This is a genomic window from Streptomyces sp. NPDC020489, from assembly GCF_044386545.1.
In the GTDB taxonomy this organism is placed as follows: domain Bacteria; phylum Actinomycetota; class Actinomycetes; order Streptomycetales; family Streptomycetaceae; genus Streptomyces.
The window spans coordinates 726,987-752,247 of record NZ_JBIRUZ010000001.1 but is presented as its reverse complement, the minus strand read 5'-3'; the positions used below and the strand labels follow the sequence as shown (position 1 = coordinate 752,247).

Below are 25,261 nucleotides of genomic sequence, written 5' to 3'. Positions count from 1 at the left end.
CAGCTTCTGAGCCACGGGGGCGGACGGGCCGGACAAGTGCGACCCCTTGCGGGGGGAGAGGGACCAACTCGCGCCGAGAAGACGGCGGTTCAGGCGCCCGGCGGGACGATCCCCTGGGCCCGCGCCGCCACCAGCCACTTCGGGAACTCCCCGACGATCCGGTCGTACAGCTCCGCGTCGGACACCTTCCGCGGCTGCGCTCCGGCGTGGAAGAACCCGGCGTTGTCGACCACCCGCTTGTCCGGCACGGACAGCTCGTCGAGCTTGCGCAGATAGTCGAACTGCTTGCTGCTGGTGTCCCCGAACCCGATGAACTGCCAGAACAGCGGGAGCCTGGCCGCCTTGCACAGGTAGCGTTCCGCGGCGAGCTTGTTGATCGGGCCGCCGTCGGTCTGGAAGACGACCAGGGCCGGCTCCCGCGAGCCGCTGTCCAGGTAGTGGTCGATGACCGCGTCCATGGCCAGGTGGTAACTGGTCTTGCCCATGTGCCCGAGCCCGGCCACGATCCGGTCGATGCGCCCCTGGTGGTCGGCGAGCGCGATCTCCGTCTCGGCGTCCACGTCCGTCGAGAAGAACACCACCGGCACCCTGCCGTCGTCGTCGAGGTGCGCGGACAGCCCCAGCACCCGGTCGGCGAGCGCCTGCACACTGCCGTCCTTGTAGTACGGCTTCATGGACCCGGAGTAGTCGATCACCAGGTAGACCGCGGCGCGCAGCCCGTCCAGCCCGTGCTTGCGGAGCGACACACCGGCGCTCTTGTACAGGCTGACCAGCGCGGGTGCCGTCTCCTCCACCTTGCTGAGACTGATCGCCGCCATGTTCCCCCACTTTCGCTCTGTACACGGCCATTGGCTATTTTGGGTCGCCGCCGACCCCACCGGCTCAACCATCGTCCCGTCCCCGAGGAGCCGGCCGTGGAACCCGAGTCCACTCTCACCACCTGCTACCGCCACCCCACGGTGGAGTCCCACGTCCGCTGCACCCGCTGCGACCGGTACATCTGCCCGGACTGCATGCGGGAGGCGGCCGTCGGGCACCACTGCGTGGAGTGCGTGAAGGAGGGCGCGCGGTCGGTCCGCCAGGCCCGTACGGTCGTCGGCGGCCGGGTCTCGGCGGTGCCGGTCGTGACGTACGCCCTGATGGCGATCAACATTGTGGCCTATGCCGGCGAGATCGCGCTCCCGCGGATCGTGGACCGCTTCTCGATGCTCACCGCCGGTCTGGTGGGCCCGGACGGCGGTCACTACGTCTACCAGTCCGCCCACCCGCCCGGCTTCCACGCCGAGGGCGTGCTGGCCGGCGAGTGGGAGCGGCTGCTGACCAGCGGGTTCCTGCACCTGGAGCCCACTGAGGGAACGTTTGGCCTGCTGCACATCGTGATGAACATGCTGTCGCTGTGGCAGCTCGGGCGGGCGGTGGAGCCGATGCTGGGCCGGGTCCGGTTCCTGGCCCTCTACCTCCTCGCCACGGTCGGCGGTTCCGTGGCCGAACTGCTCCTCGCCGATCCCGGGACGCAGTCGCTGGGCGCGTCGGGGGCGATCTTCGGGCTGGGCGCGGCGTACTACGTGCTGGCCCGCCGGGTGGGCGCGGACATGGGGCCGGTCAACCGCTTCGTGGGCTTCCTCCTGCTGTGGTTGCTGCTCTCCGCCGGCCTCACCTCCTGGCAGGGCCACCTCGGCGGCCTGCTCACGGGTGGTGCGGTGACGCTGGCGTACGCGTACGCTCCCCCGGGGCCCCGGCGCGGTCTGGTCCAGGCGAGCGCGTGTGTGGCGCTGCTGGCGCTGCTCGTGGCCCTGTCCGTCCTGAGAATCTCGGAGCTGAGCCAGTGAGACGACCGCGCGTCCTGCTCGTCGTGACCGCCGTACCCGTCGTCATCACCGCGGCGGCCTACCTCCTCGCCCCCACGGACTCGGGGGACGCTCCGGTGCGACCGCCGGTGTCCGCCTCGCAGGCGGCGCTCGCGGAGGCCAAGGACCGGGCCGAACAGGAGCGGTCGGCGGACGACAAGGCGATCGCCGCGCTGCCGGCCGGGCTCGCCGCGCCCGCGAAGAAGGAGCTGGCCCAGCAGATCGTGGCGAGCGCCGAGAACTCCACCCTCGACTGGCGTTCCGCCTACGGCTACATCGAGGACATCGGGGACGGCCAGGGCTACACCGCCGGCATCATCGGCTTCTGCACCGGCACCCACGACCTGCTGACCCTGGTCGAGCGCTACACCGAGGCCCACCCCGGCAACGGCCTGGCACGCTACCTCCCCGCCCTGCGCGAGGTCGACGGCACGGACTCCCACGAGGGCCTGGACCCCGGCTTCACGAAGGCCTGGAAGGCGGAGGCCCAGGTCGAGGCCTTCCGGGACGCCCAGGACGCCGAGCGCGACCGCGTCTACTTCGACCCCGCGGTCCGCCTCGCCAAGCTCGACGGCCTGGGCACGCTGGGCCAGTTCGTCTACTACGACGCCATGGTCTTCCACGGCCCCGGCACCGGCGCCACCAGCTTCTACGGCCTGCGCGAACGCGCCCTGCACGAGGCCGACCTGCCCTCCGAGGGCGGCTCCGAGAAGGCCTACCTCGACATCTTCCTGGACATCCGCGTGAAGGCGATGCGCACCAGGAAGGCCGACATAGACACCAGCCGCGTCGACACCGCCCAGCGGCGCTTCCTGTACGACGGGAACCTGGACCTGAAGACGCCGCTGACGTGGCAGGTGTACGGGGAGACGTTCAGGGTGCCTTAGGGGGCGCGGGGTGCCTTGGGGGGACGCCTGGCGTACGGGGTCCGCGCATGCGACGGCGCCCGCCCTCCGTCCGGTCGGGGACAGGGAGGGCGCGCGCCGTCAGTGTTCCGTACGCCTTTGTACGGGACGTCTGGGGTGCCGCCGGAGCGGACGCCGGATCAGACCACCAGGGAGCGGTCCGTCGGACGGATCGGGGCCGGCAGGTCGCTGGCACCGGTCAGGAAGCGGTCGACCCCACGGGCGGCCGAGCGGCCCTCCGCGATGGCCCACACGATGAGCGACTGGCCGCGACCGGCGTCACCGGCGACGTACACGCCGGGAACGTTGGTCTGGAAGTCGGCGTCGCGGGCGATGTTGCCGCGCTCGTCGAGCTCCAGGCCGAACTGCTCGACCAGGCCGTTCTCCCGGTCGGTGCCGGTGAAGCCCATGGCGAGGGTGACCAGCTGGGCGGGGATCTTGCGCTCGGTGCCCGGCTTCGGGGTCAGCCTGCCGTCGATGAACTCGACCTCGGTGAGGTGCAGCCACTGGACGTTGCCGTCCTCGTCGCCCTCGAAGTGGGTCGTCGAGACGGAGTAGACCCGCTCGCCGCCCTCCTCGTGCGCGGAGGTGACCTTGTAGAGCATCGGGAAGGTCGGCCACGGCTGGTGCGGGGCACGCTCCGCGCCCGGCTGCGGCATGATCTCCAGCTGCGTGACCGAGGCCGCGCCCTGGCGGTGGGCGGTGCCCACGCAGTCGGCGCCGGTGTCGCCACCGCCGATGACCACGACGTGCTTGCCCTCGGCGGTGATGGGGGGCGCCACGAAGTCGCCCTCCTGCACCTTGTTGGCCAGCGGCAGGTACTCCATGGCCTGGTGGATGCCCTTGAGCTCCCGGCCGGGGACCGGCAGGTCACGGGCGGTCGTGGCACCGGCGGCGATGACGATCGCGTCGTAGCGCTTCTTGAGGTCGGTCGCCTTGAGGTCGCGGCCGATCTCGATCCCGGTACGGAAGCGGGTGCCCTCCGCGCGCATCTGCTCGATACGGCGGTTGATGTGCCGCTTCTCCATCTTGAACTCGGGGATGCCGTACCGGAGGAGGCCGCCGACGCGGTCGGCGCGCTCGTAGACGGCGACGGTGTGACCGGCCCGCGTGAGCTGCTGGGCGGCGGCGAGACCGGCCGGGCCCGAGCCGATGACCGCGACGGTCTTGCCGGACAGGCGCTCGGGGGCCTGCGGCTCGACGTCACCGCTGTCCCACGCCTTGTCGATGATCGAGACCTCGACGTTCTTGATGGTCACGGCCGGCTGGTTGATGCCGAGCACGCACGCCGACTCGCACGGGGCCGGGCACAACCGCCCGGTGAACTCCGGGAAGTTGTTGGTCGCGTGCAGCCGCTCGGAGGCGGCGGACCAGTCCTCGCGGTAGGCGAAGTCGTTCCACTCGGGGATGAGGTTCCCCAGCGGACAGCCGTTGTGGCAGAACGGGATGCCGCAGTCCATGCAGCGGCTGGCCTGCTTGCTGATGATCGGCAGCAGGGAGCCGGGGACGTAGACCTCGTTCCAGTCCTTCAGGCGCACGTCGACGGGGCGGGACTTGGCGACCTCACGGCCGTGGTTCAAAAAGCCCTTCGGGTCAGCCATTGATCGCCGCCTCCATCATCTTCTCGGTGATCTCGGTCTCGGAGAGACCGGCCTGCTCGGCGGCGACCTTGGCGGCGAGCACTGCCTTGTACGTGCTGGGGATGATCTTGCTGAAGCGCTCCACGGACGCGTCCCAGTCGGCGAGCAGCTTCTCGGCGACCGTCGAGCCGGTCTCCTCGGCGTGGCGGCGCACCACGTCGTGCAGCCACTGCCGGTCGCTGTCGTCCAGCTCCTCGACCGCGCCGAGGTTGCCCACGTTGACGTTGTCGCGGTTCAGGTCGATGACGTAGGCGACACCGCCGGACATGCCGGCCGCGAAGTTGCGGCCCGTCTCGCCCAGGACCACCGCGTGACCGCCGGTCATGTACTCGCAGCCGTGGTCGCCCACGCCCTCCGAGACCACCAGCGCACCGGAGTTGCGGACGCAGAACCGTTCGCCGGTACGGCCGCGCAGGAACAGCTCGCCGCCGGTCGCGCCGTAGGCGATGGTGTTGCCCGCGATCGTCGAGTACTCGGCGAGGTGGTCGGCGCCCCGGTCGGGACGGACGATCACCCGGCCGCCGGAGAGGCCCTTGCCGACGTAGTCGTTGGCGTCGCCCTCCAGGCGCAGCGTGACACCGCGCGGGAGGAAGGCGCCGAAGGACTGACCGGCCGAGCCGGTGAAGGTGATGTCGATGGTGTCGTCGGGCAGGCCCGCGCCACCGAACTTCTTGGTCACCTCGTGGCCGAGCATGGTGCCGACCGTGCGGTTGATGTTGCGGATGGCGACCTGGGCGCGCACCGGCTGGGCGTCGGTCGCCGAGTCGGCGGCGAGCGCGTCGGCGGCGAGCTTGATCAGCTCGTTGTCGAGGGCCTTCTCCAGGCCGTGGTCCTGCTCGATGACCTGGTGCAGCGGGGTGCCCTCGGGCAGCTCGGGCACGTAGAAGAGCGGGGACAGGTCCAGGCCCTGCGCCTTCCAGTGGTCGACCGCGCGGGTCACGTCGAGGGTCTCGGCGTGGCCGACGGCCTCCTCGATGGAGCGGAAGCCCAGCTCGGCGAGGATCTCGCGGACCTCTTCGGCGATGAACTGGAAGAAGTTCACGACGTACTCGGCCTTGCCGGCGAACCGGTCGCGCAGCGTCGGGTTCTGGGTGGCGATGCCGACCGGGCAGGTGTCCAGGTGGCAGACGCGCATCATGACGCAGCCGGAGACGACGAGCGGCGCGGTCGCGAAACCGAACTCCTCGGCGCCGAGCAGCGCGGCGATGACGACGTCACGGCCGGTCTTGAGCTGGCCGTCGGTCTGGACGACGATCCGGTCGCGCAGGCCGTTGAGCAGCAGGGTCTGCTGGGTCTCGGCGAGGCCGAGCTCCCAGGGGCCACCGGCGTGCTTGAGCGAGGTGAGCGGGGAGGCGCCGGTACCGCCGTCGTGGCCGGAGATGAGCACCACGTCCGCGTGGGCCTTGGACACACCCGCCGCGACCGTGCCGACGCCGACCTCGGAGACCAGCTTCACGTGGATCCGCGCCTGCGGGTTCGCGTTCTTCAGGTCGTGGATCAGCTGGGCCAGGTCCTCGATGGAGTAGATGTCGTGGTGCGGCGGCGGGGAGATCAGGCCGACACCCGGGGTGGAGTGCCGGGTCTTGGCGACCCACGGGTAGACCTTGTGGCCGGGCAGCTGGCCGCCCTCGCCGGGCTTGGCGCCCTGGGCCATCTTGATCTGGATGTCGTCCGCGTTGACCAGGTACTCGGAGGTGACACCGAAGCGGCCGGAGGCGACCTGCTTGATGGACGACCGGCGCGCCGGGTCGTACAGGCGCTCCGGGTCCTCGCCGCCCTCACCGGTGTTGGACTTGCCGCCCAGCTGGTTCATGGCGATGGCGAGGGTCTCGTGCGCCTCCTTGGAGATGGAGCCGTACGACATGGCGCCGGTGGAGAAGCGCTTGACGATCTCGCTGGCCGGCTCGACCTCGTCGAGGGGGATCGACGGGCGGTCCGACGTGAAGCCGAAGAGCCCGCGCAGGGTCATCAGGCGCTCGGACTGCTCGTTCACCCGGTCCGTGTACATCTTGAAGATGTCGAAGCGGCCGGTGCGCGTGGAGTGCTGGAGGCGGAAGACCGTCTCCGGGTCGAACAGGTGCGGCTCGCCCTCGCGGCGCCACTGGTACTCGCCGCCTATGTCCAGGGCGCGGTGGGCCGGCGCGATACCGGAGGCCGGGTAGGCCTTGGCGTGCCGGGCGGCGACCTCCTGGGCGATGACGTCGATGCCGACGCCGCCAATCTTGGTGGCGGTGCCGTTGAAGTACTTCTCCACGAAGGCCGCGTCGAGTCCGACGGCCTCGAAGACCTGGGCGCCGCGGTAGGAGGCGACGGTCGAGATGCCCATCTTGGACATGACCTTCAGCACGCCCTTGCCGAGCGCGTAGATCAGGTTGCGGATGGCCTGCTCGGGCTCCATGCCGTTCAGGAAGGTGCCCGCGCGCAGCAGGTCCTCCACCGACTCCATGGCGAGGTACGGGTTGACGGCCGCGGCGCCGAACCCGATGAGCAGCGCGACGTGGTGGACCTCGCGGACGTCACCGGCCTCGACCAGCAGCCCCACCTGGGTGCGCTGCTTGGTGCGGATGAGGTGGTGGTGGACGGCCGCGGTGAGCAGCAGCGAGGGGATCGGCGCGTGCTCGGCGTCGGAGTGCCGGTCCGACAGGACGATCAGACGGGCGCCGTTGTCGATGGCGGCGTCGGCCTCGGCGCAGATCTCGTCGATGCGGGCGGCGAGGGAGTCACCGCCGCCGGAGACCCGGTACAGACCGGAGAGGGTCGCGGCCTTGAAGCCGGGCATGTCGCCGTCGGCGTTGATGTGGATGAGCTTGGCGAGCTCGTCGTTGTCGATGACCGGGAAGGGCAGGACGACGCTGCGGCAGGAGGCGGCCGTCGGGTCGAGCAGGTTGCCCTGCGGACCGAGGGCGCTGCGCAGCGAGGTGACGAGCTCCTCGCGGATCGCGTCCAGCGGCGGGTTGGTCACCTGCGCGAACAGCTGGGTGAAGTAGTCGAAGAGCAGGCGCGGACGCTCGCTCAGCGCGGCGATCGGCGAGTCGGTGCCCATCGAACCGATCGGCTCGGCGGCCGCCTTGGCCATCGGCGCGAGGATGACGCGCAGCTCCTCCTCGGTGTAGCCGAAGGTCTGCTGGCGGCGGGTGACCGAGGCGTGGGTGTGGACGATGTGCTCGCGCTCGGGCAGGTCGGAGAGCTCGATCTCGCCGGCCTCCAGCCACTCCGCGTAGGGGGCCTCGGCGGCGAGCTGCGCCTTGATCTCGTCGTCCTCGATGATGCGGTGCTCGGCGGTGTCGACGAGGAACATCCGGCCGGGCTGGAGGCGGCCCTTGCGGACGACCTTGGCGGGGTCGATGTCGAGGACGCCGACCTCGGAGCCGAGGACGACGAGGCCGTCGTCGGTGACCCAGTAGCGGCCGGGACGCAGACCGTTGCGGTCGAGGACCGCGCCCACCTGCGTGCCGTCGGTGAAGGTGACGCAGGCCGGGCCGTCCCAGGGCTCCATCAGGTTGGAGTGGAACTGGTAGAACGCGCGCCGGTCGGGGTCCATGGAGTCGTGGTTCTCCCACGCCTCCGGGATCATCATCAGCACGGAGTGCGGCAGGGAGCGGCCACCGAGGTGGAGCAGCTCCAGCACCTCGTCGAAGGACGCCGAGTCGGAGGCGTCCGGCGTACACACCGGGAAGACGCGCTCGAGGGCCTTGTCGTCGTTGCCGAACAGGTCCGAGACGAGCTGCGACTCGCGGGCCGCCATCCAGTTGCGGTTGCCCTTGACGGTGTTGATCTCACCGTTGTGCGCGACGAAACGGTAGGGGTGTGCGAGCGGCCACGAGGGGAAGGTGTTCGTGGAGAAGCGCGAGTGGACGAGGGCGACGGCCGAGGCGAAGCGGCGGTCGGACAGGTCCGGGAAGAACGGTTCGAGCTGGCCGGTGGTCAGCATGCCCTTGTGCACGATCGTGCGCGCGGAGAGCGAGGGGAAGTAGACGTCGACCTCGCGTTCGGCGCGCTTGCGCAGCACGAACGCCTTGCGGTCGAGGTCGATGCCGGTGCTGGCACCGTCGGCGACGAAGATCTCGCGGAAGACCGGCATGGTCGACCGGGCGGTGGCGCCGAGCAGCTCGGGGGCGACCGGGACCTCGCGCCAGCCGAGGACGGTGAGGTTCTCCTCGGCGGCGATCGTCTCGATCCGTGAGACGGCCTCCGCGATCCCGTCCTCCGGGAGGAAGGCGATACCGACGGCGTACGCGCCGGCCTCGGGCAGCTCGAAGTCGGTCACCTCGCGGAAGAACGCGTCCGGGACCTGGGTCAGGATGCCCGCGCCGTCGCCCGAGTCCGGCTCTGAGCCGGTGGCACCGCGGTGCTCCAGGTTGCGCAGAACGGTGAGCGCCTGCTCGACCAGCGCATGGCTCGCCTCGCCGGTGAGGGTGGCCACGAAACCGACGCCACAGGCGTCCTTCTCGTTGCGGGGGTCGTACATACCCTGCGCAGCAGGGCGAGCATCCATGAAGGACCAGTTCTGGCCATTCGCGGAGTGCTGGGACGGCTGGCGCGGCGTACGCATCGGCTCTCCCGTCGTCGTCTCAAGTGGCATATCTGCGTGCCGAGGGACGACGTTGGCCCTCTGCGTGTGCGCAAAATTTCGTGCAGATTACATGATGGAGCGAATCTCGGGAAGCGGATACCCCGTTCCAACATGCGGACGCCACGGGGGTGCGGCGGGGGTATCGCGCACGTGGCCTGAAGTGTGTGTGGGGGCCGTCAGGACAGATCGATGTCCGCCGACCCGAGGGGCGAGAGAGGCGTCGTCGCCCACCTCGCCGATGCACGGCAGGCGTCATTGCCCACAGCGCTTACGGCTCATGCCCAGTGGTTAAGCGTTCGAAACCAGTGAGTAACGGCTACTTATGCGGCCCAACGCATAACATGCAGCCGTCCTATCCTACGGCCGTCCCGAAGAAGCTGCCCAGGGCGTACGTCACACCGGCCGCGGCACCGCCGAGCGCGAGCTGCCGCAGTCCGCTGAACCACCAGCTCCGCGCGGTCACCCTGGCCACCACGGCACCGCAGGTGAACAGTCCGACCAGCGCCACCAGCACCGCCGGCCACAGCGCGCTCGCCCCGAGCAGGTACGGCAGCACGGGAAGCAGCGCCCCCAGCGCGAACGCCCCGAACGAGGACACGGCGGCGACCAGCGGCGAGGGCAGGTCCCCGGGGTCGATCCCGAGCTCCTCGCGCGCGTGTATCTCCAGGGCCTGCTCGGGGTCGCGGGACAGCTGCCGGGCGACCTCCCGGGAGAGGCCGGGCTCCACACCGCGGGCCTCGTAGAGCGCCGCGAGTTCGGCCTCCTCGTCCTGCGGGTGCTTGCGCAGCTCCCGCCGCTCGACGTCCAGCTCGGCCTCGACGAGCTCGCGCTGCGAGGCGACGGAGGTGTACTCGCCCGCGGCCATGGAGAAGGCGCCGGCGGCCAGCCCCGCGAGTCCGGTCAGCACGATGGCCTCCCGCCCGACCGACCCGCCGGCGACGCCGGTCATCAGGGCGAGGTTGGAGACCAGCCCGTCCATGGCGCCGAAGACGGCGGGCCGCAGCCAGCCGCCGTTCACGTCCCGGTGGGTGTGGTTGTCGCGGTGCGCCTCGTGCAGTGGCGCCTCGGTCTCGATGATGGCCATGCGGCTCCCCCAGATAGCTAAGCCAAAGCTAACTTTGGACTGATTCTAATTATGGAAACCATACTGTACGCCGCGACATTCCCTTCCCGCCAGAAAGGAAAGGCTGCGCTAACCTGCGGCTTTACCCTCGAATGCGCATACGATCAAGCAGCCGCTCAGATGTCGACCGGGTGATGCTGAGCCCCCCGATGCTCTGCCGTCGTGCGCCGGTGGGACACATCCGCAAAGGCCCCGCGCCCTGTGCGGAGCCCCCGTAGGAGAGGCCGCGTATGGCATCCATCGCCTGCATCCCCCCGGTCCCGGCGCCCGCGGACGCCGCCGGACTCAGCGACCGGGCCCGCGGGGCACTGCTGGGCCTGGCCGTCGGCGACGCCCTCGGCGCCCCCGCCGAGAACATGAAGCCCTCCGAGATCCGGGCCCGCTGGGGCCGCATCACGGGCTATGTGGCCGACAGCCCCGCGGGCACGGACGACACCGAGTACGCGATCTTCTCCGGCCTCCTGCTGGCCCGCCACGGCTCGGCACTGACACCGGCGGACGTGGGAGCGGCCTGGCACGAGTGGATCGCCGACCGGGACGAGGGCCCCTTCCGAGGCGCCGGCTTCAGCGAGCGCGGCACCCTGGAGAACCTCCGCCGGGGCCTTGCCGCCCCCATCTCGGCCCAGCACCGCCACGCCTGGAGCGACGGCCTGGCGATGCGGGCGGCCCCCTTCGGCGTCTTCGCCGCGGGCCGTCCCGCGGAGGCGGCCCGCCTGGTGGCGATCGACGGCTCGGTCAGCCACGAGGGCGAGGGCATCTACGGCGGCCAGGCGGTCGCGGCGGGCGTGGCCGCGGCGATGGCGGGCGCCCCGACGATCGCGGTGGTGGCATCGGCCCTGGCGGTCGTCCCCGACGACTCCTGGACGGCCCGGTCCCTGCGCCGTGCGGTGGCGGTGGCGCACCGGGGCGAACGAGCGGTCCGCTCGGCGGTGGTGATCGGCGGCTACCCGTGGACCGACCTGGCCCCCGAGGCGGTCGCCCTGGCCTTCGGCGCGTACGCGGCGGCCGACGGCGACTTCGTGGAGGCGGTCCTCACCGCGGTGAACATGGGCAGGGACGCCGACACCACGGCGGCGGTGGCGGGGGCCCTGGCGGGTGCGACACGGGGCGCCTCCTCGATCCCGGCGGACTGGGCGGCGGCCATCGGCCCGGCCCGCGGCAGCTGCCTCCCGGCGATGGCCGGCCATCACGTCCTCGACGTGGCGGACCGACTGACAGAGACGGCCCGCCAAGCGACTCCCACACCCGAGACCCCCTGGCCACCCCCGGACCCGACGGCATTCACACTGGCGGCGGACGAGGAGCCGGGGGCACCCCGATGAACACACGCCTTCCAGCCCGTCCGGCGCCCGAGGACGAGACCCCTTCGGGCCCGACGGAGGTACGCCTTCCAGCCCGTCCGGCGCTTGAGGACGAGACCCCTTCGGGCCCGACGGGGGTACGCATTTCAGCCCGTCCGGCGTTTGAGGACGAGGCCCGTTCAGGGCCGACGGGGGTCCAGGGGGCGGAGCCCCCTGGAGGCGGGGGCGGAGGGGCGGCAGCCCCTGGAGGACGAGAAGGCGTAGGGGCGGCACGGGTGACCGCGTCCATCAACCCGCGCCGCATCGAGGGCCTCCTCCTCGGTCTCGCCGCAGGCGACGCCGCCGGCTGGCCCGCCGCCCGCCACCGGGCCGCCCGCATGCCCGACTGGACCCGCCGCCTCACCCGCGAGCTCGACACCTTCGCCGAACAGAACGCCACCACCACCCTCCCCGTCCCCATCGCCCTCAACCAGCCCCCCGAACCCCTCCGCCTGGGGCCCTCGGACGACGCGGAGTGGGCGGCCTTCGCAGCCGAGGCCCTCCTGCGCGCGGGCGACGACACCGCCCTGGGCGACCTGAGCCGGGCACGCAGGACCCGCGCCGCGATCGACCTCGCCTGGAACGGACTGGCCGCCGAGGTGGCGGCGGCGGCCGACCGCGCCCCCGAGGTCGAGTCCGCCGTACTCCCCCTGCGCGCCCGCATCTCCGTGCGGGCGGGCCTCGGCAACCTCGCCACCGGCCTGCGCCCGCCCGCCACCGGCCACGACAACCCCCACTACTTCGACGACGCCGCCTGCGTCCGCGCCTGCGTCCTCGCCGCGGCCCACCCCGGCGACCCCCGACTCGCCGCGGAACTGGCCGAGTTCGACGCCCGCTACACCCAGGACGGCGACGGCGTGCACGGCGCGAGGGCCATGGCCGCGGCCCTCTCCCTCGCCCTCGCCGGCGCGGACATCCACGCCTGCGCCACGGCCGCCCTCGGCGAACTCCCCGCGGAGACGGAGATCGGCCGCAACGCCCGCCACGCCCTGAAGCTGGCCCGGCAGGCCGAGAGCGCCTTCGCCCTGATCCCCCTCCTCGAACACCAGATCGTCGACCACGTCTACAGCTACGGCATCGCGGCGGCCGAAACGGTCCCGGTGGCCCTGGCCCTCGCCACGGCCGCCGACGGCCGCATCGGCGAGGCGATCCCGGCAGCCGCCTGCCTCTCCCGGGTCGCCGACTCGGCCCCCGCCCTGACCGGCGCCCTCACCGGCGCGCTGAGCGGCGGCGGCGCGATCCCCGCGACCTGGCGGGACGCCTGCCGCACCCTCTCCGGCTGCGCCCTCCCCCGCCTCACCGGCACCGACCTCGTGGAACTCGCCGGACTCCTGGAAGCCACGCCACCGGCCCCACCGGGAGGATGATTCGGGCATGACGCCCAAAGAAGAAGAAATCAGCCTGGACGACCGGATCTCCGGCGCCCTCGTGGGCGCGGCGGTCGGCGACGCCCTGGGCGGCCCGGTGGAGGGCTACTCCCCCGACCAGATCCTCGAACGCCACGCCGGCCGCGTCCACGGCGTCGTCGGCCCCTGGAACGGCGACGCCTGGCGCACCGCACGCCCCATCGCCCCGTACCACAAGGGCGACGGCCACGTCACCGACGACACCTTGATGACCCACGCCCTGATCAGGGTCTACGCCCGGGTCCGGGACCACCTCGACGCGTACGCGATCGCCGAGCACCTGGTCCCGGACCTGATGACGACGCCCCGCTGGATCCCGGAACTCGAACAGGAGGCCCTCCCCCTCCACCGCGTCTTCCTGGCGGAGAAGTGGCTGGTGGCCCGGCTGCACTACGGCCATGTCGATCCCCGCGAGGCGGGCGTCGGCAACATCGTCAACTGCGGCGCGGCGATGTACATGGCCCCCGTCGGCCTGGTCAACGCGGCCAACCCCAGGGCCGCCTACACGGAGGCCCTGGACATCGCGGGCGCCCACCAGTCCTCGTACGGCCGCGAGGCGGCGGCGGTCTTCGCGGCGGCGGTGGCGGCGGCCTGCGCGCCCGACGCTACCCCGGAATCCGTCGTCACCACCTGTCTGTCCCTGGCGAAGGACGGCACCCGCACGGCGATCCTGAAGGTCTGCGAGACGGCCCACGCCCACACCGACTACGAGTCCGCCCTCAAGCCCCTGCGAGAGGCGGTGGCCCCCTACGACACGGTGGGCCCGGACTACCGCTCCCCCTCCCTGGGCGCCCGCCGCCCCTCCCGCCTCCACACGATCGAGGAACTCCCCATCGCCCTGGGGATGGTGCTGGTGGCCGGCGGCGACTACCGCCACGCGGTGCTCGGTTCGGTCAACTACGGCCGCGACTGCGACTCGATCGCGACGATGGCGGGCGCGCTCGCGGGCGCCCTGGGCTCCCCGGTCCCGGACGACTGGTCGAAGACGGTCGCGGAGGCCAGCCGCCTGGACCTCTGGGAACCGGCGCGCACCCTCACCGAGGTGACCCGGGAGATCCACGAACGGGACGTACGCCGCCGCAGGGCCCACGAGTCCGCCTTCGCCGCGATCGGAGGCCCCCGATGCTCCGGCTGACCTGGGTCCAACCGGAGGACCTCCTGGGCCACGAACTGCGCCAGGCGGCCCTGGACGGCCGCGAGGCCGGGACGATCGCCGCACGCTGGAGAACGGCGGGCGGCAACGAGGCCCCGCCGAGCGCCGGAGCCTCCCCGGATCGGCCCTCGGGATACCTGCGGCGACTGGCCGGAGACCTGCTGGACGAACTCGCGGACCTGCCCGGCACCTTGACGGACCAGGAGCCGACCGACCTGGAGAGGATCAAGGCCGCCTGTCCGGCCTGGCCCGCACCCACCCCCACAGCGCCCCCCACCCGCTCGGCCCTCGAAGCGGCCTGGCTGGGCCGGGCGGTCGGATGCCTCCTGGGCAAGCCCGTCGAGAAACTCCCGCTGGAAGCCATCCGCCGGCTGGCCGCGGCCACCGGCAACTGGCCCCTAAACACGTACTTCACGGCACAGGGCGTCCCCGAACCCCTGCTGCGCTCCCACCCCTGGAACCGCCGCTCGGCCTCCACCTCCCTCGCCGAGAACATCGACGGCATGCCCGAGGACGACGACCTCAACTACCCCCTGCTCAACCTCCTCCTGCTCCAACGCCACGGCAGACGGTTCACGACCGCGGACGTCGCCGCCCTCTGGCTCGACGAACTCCCCGCCGGCCGCATCTTCACCGCCGAACGCGTCGCCTACCGCAACCTCCTCCTCGGCCTGGACCCCCCGCACACGGCCCGCCACCGCAACCCCTTCCGCGAGTGGATCGGCGCCCTGATCCGGGCCGACGTGCACGGCTGGACCAACGCGGGCGACCCCGCGGCCGCGGCCGAGCAGGCCCACCGCGACGCCACCCTCACCCACACCGCCAACGGCGTCTACGCGGCGATGTTCGCGGCGGCCACCATCGCCACCGCGGCGACCGGCACGCACGACATCCACGCCTGCCTCCGCACCGGCCTGACCGTGATCCCGCCGGCCTCCCGCCTCTCCCGGGCGATCCGGCACGCGATCGAACTGGCGCGGCGGTGCGCCGACTTCGACACGGTCGTGGACGAACTCCACGCCACCTACGCCGACACCCACCACTGGGTCCACGCCGTCCCCAACACCGCCCTGATCGCCGCCGCCCTCACCCACGCGGACGGCGACTTCACCGCCTCCATCTGCAAGGCGGTGAGCGGCGGTTGGGACACCGACTCCAACGGCGCCACCGCGGGCAGCATCGCCGCCCTCCTCGCCGGCACCCCACGCCGGCTCCCCGACCGCTGGACCGCTCCCCTGAAGAACCGCCTCACCACCTCCGTCGCCGACCTCGACGGCACCGGCTTCGACGCCCTCGCCCACCTCACCCACGTGGAGGCTTCCCGCCCATGACCCATATCGCCGTGCTCGGCAGCACCAACATGGACCTCGTCGCCTACGTCGGGAAGGCCCCGCAGCGCGGGGAGACCGTGACCGGACGGGAGTTCCGCACGATCCCCGGCGGCAAGGGCGCCAACCAGGCGATCGCCGCGGCCCGCGCCGGCGCCACCGTCTCGATGATCGGCGCGGTCGGCAACGACGCCTACGGCACCCAACTGCGCTCCACCCTCGAACACTCCGGCGTCGACACCGACCACCTGCGCACCATGGAGGGGCCCTCCGGCACCGCCCACATCGTCGTCGACGACGAGGGCGGCAACGCGATCGTCGTGATCCCCGGCGCGAACGGCACCGTCGACCACCTCGCCCCCGGCGACGACAGTCTCATCGCCGGCGCCGACGCCCTGCTGCTCCAGCTGGAGATCCCGCTGGCCGCGGTCGTGGCGGGCGCCGAGGCGGCCCGCGCCCACGGCGTCCGGACGATCCTGACGCCCGCCCCCGCCCAGCCGCTGCCCATCGAACTCCTCGCCGCCACCGACCTGTTGGTCCCCAACGAGTACGAGGCGACCACCCTCACCGGCCGCGTCGACCCCATGGCCGCGGCCACCGCCCTCCTCGAGGAGGTGCCGGAGGTGGTCGTCACCCTCGGTTCCGCGGGCAGTCTGTACCTGGCCCGCGACCGCGAACCGCTCACCGTCCCCGCCCCGCAGGTGACCGCCGTCGACTCGACCGGCGCCGGTGACACGTTCGTCGGCACCCTCGCGGTGGCGCTCGGCGAGGGCCGCCCCATGCGCGAGGCGCTCCAGTGGGCGGCCAGGGCGGCGGCTCTGTCGGTCCAGCGGGCCGGCGCGTCGGCGTCCATGCCGTACCGCCCGGAGATCGACAAGCAGGCCACGTCATGACGGCCGCACACCCCCGGGCGGCCCCCCTCTCCGGCCTCCGCGTCCTGGACCTCGCCACCCTCTTCGCCGGCCCCCTCGCCGCCACGATGCTCGGTGACTTCGGCGCGGAGGTCGTCAAGGTCGAGCACCCCACGAAACCGGACCCGTCCCGCGGTCACGGCCCCGCCAAGGACGGCATCGGCCTGTGGTGGAAGCTCCTCGGCCGCAACAAGCGCACGATCACCCTGGACCTGTCGAGGCCGGGCGGCCGCGCCACCCTCCTCCGCCTCGCGGCGAGCGCCGACGTCGTCATCGAGAACTTCCGCCCGGGCACCCTGGAGAAATGGGACCTCGGCTGGGAGGAGCTCTCGGCCGCCAACCCCCGGCTGATCCTCACCCGGGTCACCGCCTTCGGTCAGTTCGGCCCGTACGCCCACCGCCCCGGCTTCGGCACCCTCGCCGAGGCGATGAGCGGCTTCGCCGCGGTCACCGGCGAGCCGGACGCACCGCCGACGCTCCCGCCGTTCGGCCTCGCCGACTCCGTCGCGGGCCTCGCGACGGCGTACGCGGTGCTGACGGCGCTGGCCGCCCGCGACCGCACCGGCCACGGCCAGGTCGTGGACATGGCGATCATCGAGCCCATCCTCAGCGTCCTCGGCCCCCAGCCGACCTGGTACGACCAGCTGGGTTACGTCCAGCAGCGCACCGGCAACCGCTCCGCCAACAACGCCCCGCGCAACACCTACCGCACCGCGGACGGCAGGTGGGTGGCCGTCTCCACCTCGGCCCAGTCGGTCGCCGAGCGGGTGATGCGCCTGGTCGGGCGCGAGGACCTGACCGCCGAGCCCTGGTTCACCACCGGTGCCGACCGCGCCCGCCACGCCGACGTCCTCGACGACGCGGTCGGCACCTGGATCGCAGCCCGCCCCCTGACCGAGGTCCTGGCGGCCTTCGAGAAGGCGGAGGCCGCGGCGGCCCCGGTCCAGGACGTCCGGGAGGTGATGACGGACCCCCAGTACCAGGCCCTCGACACCATCACCACCGTCGACGACCCGGAGCTGGGCCCGCTGCGCATGCAGAACGTCCTCTTCCGTCTCTCCGACACCCCCGGCGCGATCCGCTGGGCGGGCCGCCCGCACAGCGCGGACACCACGCAGGTCCTCACCGAACTGGGCCTGACGGAGGCCGAGTTGGCGGCCCTGCGCGCGGAAGGGGCGGTATGACCGCACTGACCTGGCTGTACGTCCCCGGCGACCGCCCCCAGGTGGTGGCCAAGGCGCTGACGGCCGGTGCCGACGTGGTGGTGATCGACCTGGAGGACGCGGTCTCCCCCGACCGCAAGGCGTACGCCCGGGACGCCACCGCCGACCTCCTCGCGGAGCCTCAGCCACGGCCCGTCCACGTCCGTGTGAACGCCCTGGAGACCCCTTGGGCGGCGGCGGACCTGGCGGCGGTGTCCGCCCTCCCCGGGCTCGGCGGCCTCCGCCTGCCCAAGGTGTCCTCGCCCCGGCAGATCACCGCCGTCGCCGAGCGCACGCCCCCCGCCGACGGCGGCGCCCCCGCCCTGTACGCCCTCCTGGAGACGGCCCTCGGGGTGGAGCAGGCGTACCCGATCGCCGCGGCCCACCCCGCCCTGCGCGGCATCGCCCTCGGCGAGGCGGACCTCCGCGCCGACCTCGGCGTACGGGACGACGCGGGCCTCGACTGGGCGCGTTCCCGGGTCGTCGTGGCGGCGCGGGCGGCGGGCCTGCCTCCGCCGCCCCAGTCGGTCCACCCCGACATCCGCGACCTCGAAGGCCTGGCGGCCTCCTGCGCCCACGGCCGCGCCCTCGGCTTCCTGGGCCGGGCCGCCATCCACCCGTGCCAACTCCCGGTGATCGAGCGGGCCTACCTGCCGACACCACTGGAGATCGAGCGGGCGGAGACGATCGTGAGGGCGGCGGCGACGAGGCCGGGCGCCCAGGCACTGCCGGACGGCCGGTTCATCGACCCGGCGGTGGTGGCCGCGGCACACCGCACCCTGTCCCTCGCCCACCGCCCCTGACCGGCCCCGCGGCACGACCGCGACCGGCCGCGGACGACGAGGGGCGCCCGGCAGATCCCGGGCGCCCCTCGTCCTCGTACGACCAGCAGTCGTCGTACGACCAGCCGTCAGCTCTTCTTGGCCGACCCGGCCTCGTCCGTCGACGTGGCCTTGTCCATGGAGACGGCCTCGTCCTTCACCTCGGCGGTCTCCGGGTCTGCCGCGTCCTCGGTGTCGCCGTCGCCGTCGGCCTTCTCGGCCTCACCGTCGGGGGCGCCCGGCTCCACGACCTCTTCCCGGCCGGGCCGCTTCTTCGCCGACACCACGATGTAGGCCACCGCGAGCAGGAAGACGATCAGCGCGGTCCAGTTGTTCAGACGCAGGCCGAGGATGTGGTGGGCGTCGTCGACGCGGAGGTACTCGATCCAGAACCGGCCCACGCAGTACGCGGCGACGTACAGCGCGAACGCCCGTCCGTGCCCGAGCTTGAAGCGGCGGTCGGCCCAGATGACGAGAAGGGCGACGCCCACGCACCACAGGGACTCGTACAGGAAGGTCGGGTGGTAGTAGCCCGGCACGCGGCCGTCCGTCGTGGACGTGATGTGCAGGGCCCACGGCAGGTCCGTCTCCCGCCCGTACAGCTCCTGGTTGAACCAGTTGCCCCAGCGGCCGATCGCCTGGGCGAGGGCGATGGCGGGAGCGATGGCGTCGGCGTAGGCCGGCAGCGGGATGCCCCGGCGGCGGCAGCCGATCCAGGCGCCCAGCGCGCCGAGCGCGATCGCGCCCCAGATGCCGAGGCCGCCCTCCCAGATCTTGAAGGCGTCCACCCAGTCGCGGCCCGCGCTGAAGTACAGCTCGTAGTCCGTGATCACGTGGTAAAGGCGGCCGCCGAGCAGGCCGAACGGCACGGCCCAGACGGAGATGTCGGCCACCGTGCCGACCCGCCCGCCCCGGGCGACCCAGCGCTTGTTGCCGAGCCAGACCGCGACGAAGACGCCGATGATGATGCAGAACGCATAGCCGCGCAGCGGAATGAGGCCGAAGAGGTGGTAAACCCCGTGCGACGGGCTGGGAATGTAGGCAAGTTCCATGGCAGGACCGACGCTACCGTGCCGGGCGCCGCGCACGGCAGGCAGCCCGGCTACGGGTCCATAACGGGAGGGGCTAAGACTCCTACCCCTTGTTCGCCTCCCGCACCTGCTTCTTCAGCTTGGCCGGGGTCATCGTCTGGTCCTGGTAGATGTTCTTGCCGTCGAGGAGGACGGTCGGGGTGCCGCTGAAGCCGCCGTTGCGGAAGGCCGCGGCGGACTTCTCGACCCAGCTGTCGTGGGTGCCGTCCTCGACGCAGGTGCGGAACGCGGGGGTGTCCAGTCCGTCGACCTTCTTCGCCAGCTCGATGAGCTTGCTGTTCTCGGCGTAGGCGTCGTCGGTCTCCGCCGGCTGGTTCGCGTACAGCACGTCGTGGTACGCGGTGAACGCGCCCGCGTCCTGGGCGCAGGCCGCCGCGTTGGCCGCCTTGCGGGAGCCGGTGCCGCCCATGTTGCCGTCGATGATGGTCGCGAGGTGGTAGTCGACCTTGAGCTGTCCGGAGTCCGTCAGCTCGTGGATCGTCGAGCGGTAGGCGTCCTCGAAGGACTTGCAGGCCGGGCAGCGGAAGTCCTCCCAGATGGTGAGCGAGGCCTTGGCGCTCGTCTTTCCGACCGGGATGGCGAGGTTGTCGTCGCCGTTGGCCCCCGAGGGCGCGACGACCGGGCCCGCGGAGTCGCTGCCGTCGTCCTTGCCCGCGTTGGCGGCGACCACTCCGATCACCGCCGCCAGGCCCAGCACACAGACCACGCTCGCGCCCACGATCAACGTCCGTCGACGCTTCTCCGAGGCCTTCTGCTTCTCGCGCTCGACCGCCAGCCGCTCGCGGGCGGTGCGCTTTCCGTCTCGGTTCTTCTCGCTCACACCCGCAGAACGAACCGGGGAGGCGCAGCGCGCCTCCCCGGCCCCAGGTCCACCCGTTCGAGTGACCTGTACGACATGTCCCGACCGCGGCCGGGCCCTGCGTGCGGTGCTACGCCTGTCCGCGCACGCCCTTCGCCAGTTCACCGGCGAGTTCGCGCACCGCCTCGACGCCGGCCTTGGCGTCGGGCGCGTCCAGCATCCGCTTCACGAAGGCCGAGCCGACGATCACGCCGTCGGCGAAGCCGGCGACCTCGGCGGCCTGCCGGGCGTTCGAGACCCCGAGCCCGACACAGACGGGCAGGTCGGCCCGGGTGGCGCGGGTGCGCTCGACCAGGTCCTGGGCCTGCGCGCCCACGGACTCGCGGGTGCCGGTGACCCCCATGAGCGAGGCGGCGTAGACGAAGCCGCTGCCCGCCGCGGTGATCTCGGCGAGCCGCGCGTCCTTGCTGCTGGGCGCCACCACGAAGACCGTGGCGAGCCCGTGCTTCTCGGCGTGCTCCCGCCACAGGGCCGCCTCCTGCACCGGCAGGTCGGGCAGGATGCAGCCCGCGCCGCCCGCCTCGGCGAGTTCGGCGGTGAAGCGCTCGACGCCGTACCGGTCGATGGGGTTCCAGTACGTCATCACGAGCACCGGCTTCCCGGTGGCCTCGTAGGTCTCCCTGACCGTGCGCATGACGTCCGCGATCCTGACGCCGCCGCGCAGGGCGATGTCGTCGGCGGTCTGGATGACGGGGCCGTCGAGGACGGGGTCGCTGTGCGGCAGTCCGACCTCGACGACGTCCGCGCCGCCGTCGAAGGCGGCCTTGATCGCCTCGATGCCGCCGTCCACGGTCGGGAACCCGGCCGGGAGGTAGGCGATGAGCGCGGCTCGGCCCTCGGCCCTGGCGGCGGCGAGGGTGTCCGACAGCAGTTGGCCCTTCTTACTGTTCGACACAGCCCCGCTCACTTGGCGTCCCCCTCGATCTCGGCGAGGTCGGCGGCGTCGGCCGCGACCTCGGCGTCGGTGTCGTACAGGCCGAAGTACCGCGCGGCCGTGTCCATGTCCTTGTCGCCGCGGCCGGACAGGTTGACGACGATCAGCCCGTCCTTGCCGAGCTCCTTGCCGACCTCCAGGGCACCGGCCAGCGCGTGCGCGCTCTCGATGGCCGGGATGATGCCCTCGGTGCGCGACAGCAGGCGCAGCGCCTGCATGGCCGCGTCGTCGGTGACCGCGCGGTACTCGCCGCGGCCGGAGTCCTTGAGGTAGGAGTGCTCCGGGCCGATGCCCGGGTAGTCGAGCCCGGCCGAGATGGAGTACGGCTCGGTGATCTGGCCCTCGTCGTCCTGGAGGACGTAGGAGCGGGAGCCGTGCAGGATGCCGGGCTCGCCCGCGGTGAGGGTCGCCGCGTGCTCGCCGGTGTCCACCCCGTGCCCGGCGGGTTCGCAGCCGATGAGGCGTACGTCGGTGTCGGGGATGAAGGCGTGGAAGAGGCCGATGGCGTTGGAGCCGCCGCCGACGCAGGCGATGGCCGCGTCGGGGAGTCGGCCGGCCCGCTCCAGGAGCTGGCGGCGGGCCTCGACGCCGATCACGCGGTGGAAGTCGCGGACCATGGCCGGGAAGGGGTGGGGGCCGGCGACCGTGCCGAAGAGGTAGTGCGTGCGGTCGACGTTGGCGACCCAGTCGCGGAACGCCTCGTTGATCGCGTCCTTCAGCGTGCGGCTGCCGGACTTCACCGCGACGACCTCGGCGCCGAGCATGCGCATCCGGGCCACGTTGAGGGCCTGGCGCTGGGTGTCGATCTCGCCCATGTAGATCGTGCACTCGAGGCCGAACAGGGCGCAGGCGGTGGCCGTCGCGACACCGTGCTGACCGGCGCCGGTCTCGGCGATCACCCGGGTCTTGCCCATGCGCTTGGTGAGCAGGGCCTGGCCGAGCACGTTGTTGATCTTGTGCGAGCCGGTGTGGTTGAGGTCCTCCCGCTTGAGGAAGACCCGGGCGCCGCCCGCGTGCTCCGCGAAGCGGGGGACCTCGGTGAGCGCCGACGGGCGGCCCGTGTAGTTGAGGAGCAGGTCGTCGAGCTCGCGGGCGAACTCGGGGTCGTGCTTGGCCTTGTCGTACTCGACGGCGACCTCGTCCACGGCGGCGACGAGGGCCTCCGGGATGAACTTGCCGCCGAACGCGCCGAAGTAGCCTTCGGCGCTGGGGACTTGACCCTCGGGGTCGGGGATGAAGAACTCGCTGGGCATGGCTGGACCTCACGGTGAGTGCGTGGAAGAAACACTGATCGCCGTGGGGGCGGAGATGGTCTGTCGACTGCGGGCCGTCAGTGGCTGGTCGCGCAGTTCCCCGCGCCCCCGAAGGGGCGCTGCCATCGACGCCCGTTGACCTGCCCGGGTTCGTCTCCGATGACGTACCTGACCCTGCGGCCGTGCACCCGGCGGGCCGGGGCGCGGCAGCCTCGCGGCCGGCAGCCGCGCGCGAGGCGCGCGTGCCGGTCCACAGTGGTCAGAGTCAGTGTCATCGACGCCTAGCCTAGCGAAAGATCATCCGCGCCCGTGGCGCAGTGCGGGGTGCTCGCCCGCCGCGACCAGGTCGGAGACCGCGGACCTGGGGTCCTTGCCGGTGACCAGGGACTCGCCGACCAGGACCGCGTCGGCGCCGGCATTGGCGTACGCGATGAGGTCGTGCGGGCCGCGGACGCCGGACTCGGCGATCTTGACGATGTGGTCGGGGATCTCGGGGGCGACGCGCTCGAAGGTGCCGCGGTCGACCTCGAGGGTCTTGAGGTTGCGGGCGTTGACGCCGATGACCTTGGCGCCGGCGTCCACCGCGCGCTCGACCTCGTCCTCGTCGTGGACCTCGACGATCGGGGTGAGTCCGATGGACACCGCGCGCTCGACGAGGGACTCCAGGGCGGGCTGGTCCAGGGCGGCCACGATCAGCAGGGCGAGGTCGGCGCCGTACGCGCGAGCCTCCCAGAGCTGGTACGAGGTGACGATGAAGTCCTTGCGCAGGACGGGGATGTCCACGCGTGCGCGGACCGCCTCCAGGTCGGCCAGCGAGCCGCCGAAGCGGCGCTGCTCGGTGAGGACGGAGATGACGGCCGCGCCCCCCGCTTCGTAGTCCGCGGCGAGTCCGGCGGGGTCGGCGATCGCGGCCAGCGCGCCCTTGGAGGGGCTGGAGCGCTTGACCTCGCAGATGACCTTGACGCCGTCGCCGCGGAGGGCGGCCACCCCGTCCTTGGCCGCGGGAGCCTTCGCCGCGCGCTCCTTGAGCTCGTCGAGGCTGACGCGCGCCTGCCGCTCCGCGAGGTCGGCACGGACTCCGTCGATGATCTCGTCGAGCACACTCACGCGAGCGGCCCCCTTCCAGACGGTTGACAGTTCCAGCGACCAGAGAACAGGTGGTCACTGCGATGGTATCCGGAGGAGGGCCAAGGCCTCACATCCGGTTGACGGCGGTCCCACTACCTGGACGTTCACCCATTGATCAAGGGTGCAACCAGCCACCGAAGGGCAGGTTCCGGACAACGGTGAAGACCAGCAGCAACGTGCCCGCGGTCCACAGGAGCGCCGGCCCGGCGTCGAGCCGCAGCGGCCGTCCGCGCGCGGTGCGGACCACCCAGACGGTCCACAGCACCGCGAACCCCAGATAGCCGAGCACGGCGGGCGCGTTGGCCTGGAGGGCCGTCAGGAAGTCCCCGTGCGCGAAAGCGTGGGCGCTGCGCAGTCCGCCGCAGCCGGGGCAGTACAGGCCGGTGAGGCGCAGGAGCGGGCAGACGGGGTAGTGGCCCGGTTCGTTGGGGTCGACGGCGGCGACGTACCCGAACGCCCCGGCGACGGCCGCGAGGACCCCCGCGGGCACGGCCAGGCGGCCCGCTCGCGCCGCGTACGGCGTCACCCTGTGGCTGTCGGCGTTCACGCCTTGCATTGTGCCCCCGCCGGGCCCCGGACGCGCGTGAGGGGCGGCACGGGCCGCCCCTCGAGTGGTCGTACGCGACTGCCGTACGGCGATCAGCTCTTCGAGCCGGCCGTCTCCGGCGTGGAGGTGACCAGCGGCTTGTGAGCATCCTTCGGCATGCCCATGCCCATCGCGCTCATGATCCAGCCGACGATGCCGCCGAGGACCACGATCGCCATGCCCGCCCAGAAGCCGACCGGGCTGGCCAGGACCATGAAGGCGCCCGCGACGCAGAAACCGATGAAGGCGATAGTGACACCGGTCCAGGCGGCCGGGGTGTGACCGTGGCTGCTGCCCGCCATGACTTGCTCCTCGTTGCTGTAAACGTGTCTGAGCCGGACGCTCGCGACCATTGTCCCGTACGCGCGCGTGCGACGTGATCGGGGGTGGCCCGACCGAGCCGGGCGCGCCGGGCGCGCCGGCCCTCGCCGGACGGCGGTCGGGGACCGGCCCTCAGGCGCCCGTGGGGTCCTCTCCTCGGTCCAGGGCCTTCCACATCTCCTCGGGCCGGTCGGGGTCCGCGGCCTTCGGCCTGCGAGCGGGACGCGGCGCGCCGTTGCGCTCGTACCGGCCGGACATCGCGGGCCACAGCCGCCCGTACCGCAGGGCGAGCAGCCCGGCCAGCAGGATCAGCGCCCCGCCGACGGCGGCGACGTAGGGCCAGGCGGTGTGGCTCAGGGCACCGACCGTGGCGGACGCGTCGCCGGAGGCCTTCGCGGCCTGCTCGTCGAGCGCGGAGCTGTCGGACGCGCCGAGCAAGGAGGCGGCGACGATGCCCGCGCCGGAGAGCGCGAGCAGTCCGGCGACGGCGAGGCGGCCGGCCCTGCGGACGGCGAAGACGGCGACGAGCGCGGCGAGGCCCACTATGGCGAGGGCGGCGGGGACGCCGGTGACGTCGCTGCCCCGGGCGGTCAGCGGGAAGTCGCCGCCGGCCACGGTGGCGGTGCCCTCCGACCACTGCTGTCGGGTCGCGAGCAGCGCCACGGCCGCGCCGAGCGCGCCGGACAGCAGGGCTACGGCGAGGCTGACGCGGCCGGCCCTGGCGGGGCCCGCGGCTTCGGAACGGGGGTGAGGTACGGCAGTCACGTACCCCACTATCGCCCGAACCCCGGGCGAACCGTCACCCGGGGCCGTATGAGAAGCGCCCCATTCGTCGCGGAG

At 72.3% G+C, this 25,261-nt stretch carries 22 protein-coding genes; 9 read left to right on the top strand and 13 right to left on the bottom strand.

Going from position 1 to position 25,261, the window contains the following annotated elements:
• Nucleotides 1-89: 89 nt before the first annotated feature.
• Nucleotides 90-818, bottom strand: a complete 729-nt coding sequence (locus ACH41F_RS03365; protein ID WP_391230121.1) for a VWA domain-containing protein — start codon at nucleotides 816-818, stop codon at nucleotides 90-92.
• A gap of 96 nt (nucleotides 819-914) precedes the next feature.
• On the opposite strand from ACH41F_RS03365, the gene ACH41F_RS03360 reads away from it, so the two are divergent.
• Both ACH41F_RS03360 and ACH41F_RS03355 read left to right on the top strand, forming a co-directional pair.
• Nucleotides 915-1,829, top strand: a complete 915-nt coding sequence (locus ACH41F_RS03360; protein ID WP_391230119.1) for a rhomboid family intramembrane serine protease — start codon at nucleotides 915-917, stop codon at nucleotides 1,827-1,829.
• On the top strand, nucleotides 1,826-2,734 hold the full coding sequence (locus tag ACH41F_RS03355; protein WP_391230118.1) for a chitosanase: 909 nt from the start codon (nucleotides 1,826-1,828) through the stop codon (nucleotides 2,732-2,734). Before ACH41F_RS03360 ends, ACH41F_RS03355 begins: the two co-directional genes overlap by 4 nt.
• 158 nt (nucleotides 2,735-2,892) lie before the next feature.
• Here ACH41F_RS03355 and ACH41F_RS03350 read toward each other — a convergent pair whose 3' ends face one another.
• The 3 genes from ACH41F_RS03350 to ACH41F_RS03340 all read right to left on the bottom strand — a co-directional run bounded on the left by ACH41F_RS03350 (nucleotide 2,893) and on the right by ACH41F_RS03340 (nucleotide 10,049).
• Nucleotides 2,893-4,353, bottom strand: coding sequence for a glutamate synthase subunit beta (locus ACH41F_RS03350; protein ID WP_398832549.1), 1,461 nt, complete (start codon nucleotides 4,351-4,353; stop codon nucleotides 2,893-2,895).
• Complete coding sequence (gltB, locus tag ACH41F_RS03345) at nucleotides 4,346-8,944, bottom strand: glutamate synthase large subunit (RefSeq protein WP_398832547.1); 4,599 nt, start codon at nucleotides 8,942-8,944, stop codon at nucleotides 4,346-4,348. The genes ACH41F_RS03350 and gltB overlap by 8 nt, the downstream gene beginning before the upstream one ends.
• 373 nt (nucleotides 8,945-9,317) lie before the next feature.
• Complete coding sequence (locus ACH41F_RS03340) at nucleotides 9,318-10,049, bottom strand: VIT1/CCC1 transporter family protein (RefSeq protein ID WP_391230113.1); 732 nt, start codon at nucleotides 10,047-10,049, stop codon at nucleotides 9,318-9,320.
• A 269-nt stretch (nucleotides 10,050-10,318) separates the two neighbouring features.
• Here ACH41F_RS03340 and ACH41F_RS03335 point away from each other — a divergent pair, with 269 nt between their 5' ends.
• From ACH41F_RS03335 to ACH41F_RS03305, 7 genes are all read left to right on the top strand, one after another.
• On the top strand, nucleotides 10,319-11,410 hold the full coding sequence (locus tag ACH41F_RS03335; protein WP_398832544.1) for an ADP-ribosylglycohydrolase family protein: 1,092 nt from the start codon (nucleotides 10,319-10,321) through the stop codon (nucleotides 11,408-11,410).
• 266 nt (nucleotides 11,411-11,676) lie between these two features.
• Nucleotides 11,677-12,795: an ADP-ribosylglycohydrolase family protein gene (locus ACH41F_RS03330; protein WP_391230585.1), complete on the top strand. Its 1,119-nt coding sequence runs from the start codon at nucleotides 11,677-11,679 to the stop codon at nucleotides 12,793-12,795.
• A gap of 7 nt (nucleotides 12,796-12,802) precedes the next feature.
• Nucleotides 12,803-13,969 (top strand): ADP-ribosylglycohydrolase family protein, encoded by a 1,167-nt coding sequence (locus ACH41F_RS03325; RefSeq protein ID WP_391230109.1) that lies wholly within the window; start codon nucleotides 12,803-12,805, stop codon nucleotides 13,967-13,969.
• Complete coding sequence (locus ACH41F_RS03320) at nucleotides 13,957-15,318, top strand: ADP-ribosylglycohydrolase family protein (RefSeq protein WP_391230107.1); 1,362 nt, start codon at nucleotides 13,957-13,959, stop codon at nucleotides 15,316-15,318. The genes ACH41F_RS03325 and ACH41F_RS03320 overlap by 13 nt, the downstream gene beginning before the upstream one ends.
• Complete coding sequence (rbsK, locus tag ACH41F_RS03315; RefSeq protein ID WP_391230105.1) at nucleotides 15,315-16,208, top strand: ribokinase; 894 nt, start codon at nucleotides 15,315-15,317, stop codon at nucleotides 16,206-16,208. The genes ACH41F_RS03320 and rbsK overlap by 4 nt, the downstream gene beginning before the upstream one ends.
• The gene (locus ACH41F_RS03310; RefSeq protein ID WP_391230103.1) at nucleotides 16,205-17,410 is read left to right on the top strand and encodes a CoA transferase; all 1,206 of its coding nucleotides are present in this window, start codon (nucleotides 16,205-16,207) and stop codon (nucleotides 17,408-17,410) included. The genes rbsK and ACH41F_RS03310 overlap by 4 nt, the downstream gene beginning before the upstream one ends.
• Complete coding sequence (locus ACH41F_RS03305; protein WP_391230100.1) at nucleotides 17,407-18,231, top strand: aldolase/citrate lyase family protein; 825 nt, start codon at nucleotides 17,407-17,409, stop codon at nucleotides 18,229-18,231. The genes ACH41F_RS03310 and ACH41F_RS03305 overlap by 4 nt, the downstream gene beginning before the upstream one ends.
• Before the next feature lie 107 nt (nucleotides 18,232-18,338).
• Here ACH41F_RS03305 and lgt read toward each other — a convergent pair whose 3' ends face one another.
• From lgt to ACH41F_RS03260, 9 genes are all read right to left on the bottom strand, one after another.
• Entirely contained in the window at nucleotides 18,339-19,301 is a 963-nt protein-coding gene (gene lgt, locus ACH41F_RS03300) for a prolipoprotein diacylglyceryl transferase (RefSeq protein WP_391230098.1), read from the bottom strand.
• Between the two features lie 82 nt (nucleotides 19,302-19,383).
• On the bottom strand, nucleotides 19,384-20,160 hold the full coding sequence (locus ACH41F_RS03295; protein ID WP_391230096.1) for a thioredoxin domain-containing protein: 777 nt from the start codon (nucleotides 20,158-20,160) through the stop codon (nucleotides 19,384-19,386).
• Nucleotides 20,161-20,269: 109 nt separating this feature from the next.
• Nucleotides 20,270-21,094: a tryptophan synthase subunit alpha gene (gene trpA / locus ACH41F_RS03290; RefSeq protein WP_398832538.1), complete on the bottom strand. Its 825-nt coding sequence runs from the start codon at nucleotides 21,092-21,094 to the stop codon at nucleotides 20,270-20,272.
• 8 nt (nucleotides 21,095-21,102) lie between these two features.
• Nucleotides 21,103-22,386 (bottom strand): tryptophan synthase subunit beta, encoded by a 1,284-nt coding sequence (trpB, locus tag ACH41F_RS03285; RefSeq protein WP_398832536.1) that lies wholly within the window; start codon nucleotides 22,384-22,386, stop codon nucleotides 21,103-21,105.
• A 77-nt stretch (nucleotides 22,387-22,463) separates the two neighbouring features.
• Entirely contained in the window at nucleotides 22,464-22,661 is a 198-nt protein-coding gene (gene trpM, locus ACH41F_RS03280) for a tryptophan biosynthesis modulator TrpM (protein ID WP_391230091.1), read from the bottom strand.
• A gap of 22 nt (nucleotides 22,662-22,683) precedes the next feature.
• Entirely contained in the window at nucleotides 22,684-23,493 is an 810-nt protein-coding gene (gene trpC / locus ACH41F_RS03275) for an indole-3-glycerol phosphate synthase TrpC (RefSeq protein WP_391230090.1), read from the bottom strand.
• Between the two features lie 136 nt (nucleotides 23,494-23,629).
• Nucleotides 23,630-24,070 (bottom strand): DUF2752 domain-containing protein, encoded by a 441-nt coding sequence (locus tag ACH41F_RS03270; RefSeq protein WP_398832533.1) that lies wholly within the window; start codon nucleotides 24,068-24,070, stop codon nucleotides 23,630-23,632.
• An 83-nt stretch (nucleotides 24,071-24,153) separates the two neighbouring features.
• Nucleotides 24,154-24,402: an HGxxPAAW family protein gene (locus tag ACH41F_RS03265; protein WP_391230087.1), complete on the bottom strand. Its 249-nt coding sequence runs from the start codon at nucleotides 24,400-24,402 to the stop codon at nucleotides 24,154-24,156.
• A 151-nt stretch (nucleotides 24,403-24,553) separates the two neighbouring features.
• Nucleotides 24,554-25,195, bottom strand: a complete 642-nt coding sequence (locus ACH41F_RS03260; RefSeq protein WP_398832530.1) for a TIGR02234 family membrane protein — start codon at nucleotides 25,193-25,195, stop codon at nucleotides 24,554-24,556.
• Nucleotides 25,196-25,261: the final 66 nt, after the last annotated feature.

Excerpts from the sequence above, each read along its gene's own strand:
- ACH41F_RS03365 (WP_391230121.1), bottom strand. The coding sequence starts at position 818 with ATGGCGGCGATCAGTCTCAGCAAGGTGGAGGAGACGGCACCCGCGCTG.
- ACH41F_RS03325 (WP_391230109.1), top strand. The coding sequence starts at position 12,803 with ATGACGCCCAAAGAAGAAGAAATCAGCCTGGACGACCGGATCTCCGGC.
- ACH41F_RS03265 (WP_391230087.1), bottom strand. The coding sequence starts at position 24,402 with ATGGCGGGCAGCAGCCACGGTCACACCCCGGCCGCCTGGACCGGTGTC.
- ACH41F_RS03335 (WP_398832544.1), top strand. The coding sequence starts at position 10,319 with ATGGCATCCATCGCCTGCATCCCCCCGGTCCCGGCGCCCGCGGACGCC.
- gltB (WP_398832547.1), bottom strand. The coding sequence starts at position 8,944 with ATGCGTACGCCGCGCCAGCCGTCCCAGCACTCCGCGAATGGCCAGAAC.
- ACH41F_RS03350 (WP_398832549.1), bottom strand. The coding sequence starts at position 4,353 with ATGGCTGACCCGAAGGGCTTTTTGAACCACGGCCGTGAGGTCGCCAAG.
- lgt (WP_391230098.1), bottom strand. The coding sequence starts at position 19,301 with ATGGAACTTGCCTACATTCCCAGCCCGTCGCACGGGGTTTACCACCTC.
- ACH41F_RS03320 (WP_391230107.1), top strand. The coding sequence starts at position 13,957 with ATGCTCCGGCTGACCTGGGTCCAACCGGAGGACCTCCTGGGCCACGAA.
- rbsK (WP_391230105.1), top strand. The coding sequence starts at position 15,315 with ATGACCCATATCGCCGTGCTCGGCAGCACCAACATGGACCTCGTCGCC.
- trpM (WP_391230091.1), bottom strand. The coding sequence starts at position 22,661 with ATGACACTGACTCTGACCACTGTGGACCGGCACGCGCGCCTCGCGCGC.
- ACH41F_RS03305 (WP_391230100.1), top strand. The coding sequence starts at position 17,407 with ATGACCGCACTGACCTGGCTGTACGTCCCCGGCGACCGCCCCCAGGTG.
- ACH41F_RS03340 (WP_391230113.1), bottom strand. The coding sequence starts at position 10,049 with ATGGCCATCATCGAGACCGAGGCGCCACTGCACGAGGCGCACCGCGAC.
- ACH41F_RS03270 (WP_398832533.1), bottom strand. The coding sequence starts at position 24,070 with ATGCAAGGCGTGAACGCCGACAGCCACAGGGTGACGCCGTACGCGGCG.
- trpB (WP_398832536.1), bottom strand. The coding sequence starts at position 22,386 with ATGCCCAGCGAGTTCTTCATCCCCGACCCCGAGGGTCAAGTCCCCAGC.
- ACH41F_RS03310 (WP_391230103.1), top strand. The coding sequence starts at position 16,205 with ATGACGGCCGCACACCCCCGGGCGGCCCCCCTCTCCGGCCTCCGCGTC.